Source organism: Sphingomicrobium marinum, assembly GCF_026157105.1.
GTDB lineage: Bacteria > Pseudomonadota > Alphaproteobacteria > Sphingomonadales > Sphingomonadaceae > Sphingomicrobium > Sphingomicrobium marinum.
In genome coordinates, this window is record NZ_JANPVQ010000002.1 from 1 (window position 1) to 2,186 (window position 2,186).

Below are 2,186 nucleotides of genomic sequence, written 5' to 3' on the forward strand. Positions count from 1 at the left end.
TCGATGATCTCGCCGGCATTATCGAGCACGCCGTCACCGGCAGTATCCACGCCCACGACCTCTTTGTCGAATACCAGGCTCGGATCGTAGACGAGCGGCGCTTCCTCGCTGTCCTGGGTCGGATCGGTCTGGTCGCTGTCAGCCGTCGCAGTATTGTCGATGTCGCCATCGCCGCCACCCTGCGTGTCGAGATCGGTTTGTGTGATCGCGTAATCACCGAAGAAGTCCATCGAATCGCCCGGTGCGAGCGACGCGATCAGCTCGTCATTCCCCGTCAGCGGATCGACCACGGTGACATTGGTCAGCGTCGTGTTGCCGCTATTGGTGACGGTGAACTTGTAGTTGATGATCTCACCGGCTGTGTCGAGCAGGCCGTTGCCCGCCGTATCTTCGCCGATGATCATCTTGTCGAACGTCAGCTCGGGCATCCGGACAACAGGCACTTCTTCGCTGTCGTCGGTCGGATCGGTCTGGTCGCTATCGGCGGTCGCGGTATTGTCGATGTCGCCATCACCGCCACCGTTGGTGTCGATATCGGCCTGCGTGATCGCGTAGCTGCCCTGGAACGTCTGGCTGTCACCCGGCGCAAGCGAGGCGATCAGTTCGTCATTTCCGGTCAGCGGATCGACCACCGTCACATTGGTCAGCGTGACGTTGCCATCGTTAGTGACCGTGAACTCGTAGTCGATGATCTCGCCGGCATTATCGAGCACGCCGTCACCGGCAGTATCCACGCCCACGACCTCTTTGTCGAATACCAGACTTGGATCGGGCGCCAGCGGCGCTTCCTCGCTATCCTGCTCGGGGCCCGTCTGGTCGCTGTCGGCGGTCGCGGTGTTGTCGATGTCGCCATCGCCGCCACCATTCGTATCCAGGTCGTTCTGGGTGATCGCGTAGCTTCCGAAGAAGTCCATCGAGTCGCCCGGTGCGAGCGAAGCGATCAGCTCGTTATTCCCCGTCAGCGGGTCGACCACGGTGACATTGGTCAGCGTGATGTTGCCGGTATTGGTGACGGTGAACTTGTAATCGATCTCCTCTCCGGCGGCGTTGAGGACACCGTCTCCGGCGGAATCGATCGCGACAATCATCTTGTCGAAGCCGAGGCTAGGCATTTGGATGATTGGCGCTTCGGCGCTGTCGTCGACCGGATCGGTTTCGTTGCTGTCTGCGGTCGCGGTATTGTCGATATCCGCATCACCGCCACCGTTATTGTCGAGATCGGCCTGCGTCAGGACATAATCCGTGTCGTAGTTTGCGCTCTGGCCTGGGACCAGCGTGCCGACGTCGATATTGTCGCCCGTCAGCGGATCGACAACTGAGACGTCGGTCAAGGTGACATTGCCGGTGTTGGTCACCACGAGCGTGTAGAGCGCAACGTCGCCCGCCTGGTCGCCAAAGGCGCCGTCATCCGCCCATTTGACGAAAGTCTTGACGAGAGAAATGGCAGGCATCGGCGCAATCGGCGCTTCGGCACTGTCATCGACAGACCCGGTCTCGTTGCTGTCGGCGGTCGCGGTATTGTCGATGTCGCCATCGCCGCCACCATTATTGTCGAGGTCGGCCTGCGCTAGGACATAGTCCGTGTCAAAGGTCTGGCTCTGACCCGGATCGAGCGTACCGACATTAATATTATCGCCGGTGAGAGGGTCGACAACGGTCACGCCGGTCAAGGTCGTATTACCCGTGTTCGTGACCTTGACCGTGTAAAGGGCAACATCGCCGGCCTGGTCGCCGGCGGCGCCGTCATCGGCCCATTTCACGAAGGTCTTGTCGATTGCGATTTCCGGCGCCCGGACAACCGGAACCTCTTCGCTGTCGTCGGTCGGATCGGTCTGGTCGCTATCGGCGGTCGCGGTGTTGTCGATGTCACCATCGCCGCCACCGTTGGTGTCGATATCGACCTGCGTGATCGCGTAGCTGCCCTGGAACGTCTGGCTGTCACCCGGCGCAAGCGAGGCGATCAGTTCGTCATTTCCGGTCAGCGGATCGACCACCGTCACATTGGTCAGCGTGACGTTGCCATCGTTAGTGACCGTGAACTCGTAGTCGATGATCTCGCCGGCATTATCGAGCACGCCGTCACCGGCAGTATCCACGCCCACGACCTCTTTGTCGAATACCAGGCTCGGATCGTAGACGAGCGGCGCTTCCTCGCTGTCCTGGGTCGGATCGGTCTGGTCGCTGTC

General features: G+C 60.6%; 1 protein-coding gene. It reads right to left on the bottom strand.

The window, feature by feature from the left end:
- The coding region (locus tag NUX07_RS11425; RefSeq protein ID WP_265530809.1) for a DUF7507 domain-containing protein at positions 1-2,186 on the bottom strand (2,186 nt) is incomplete at both ends.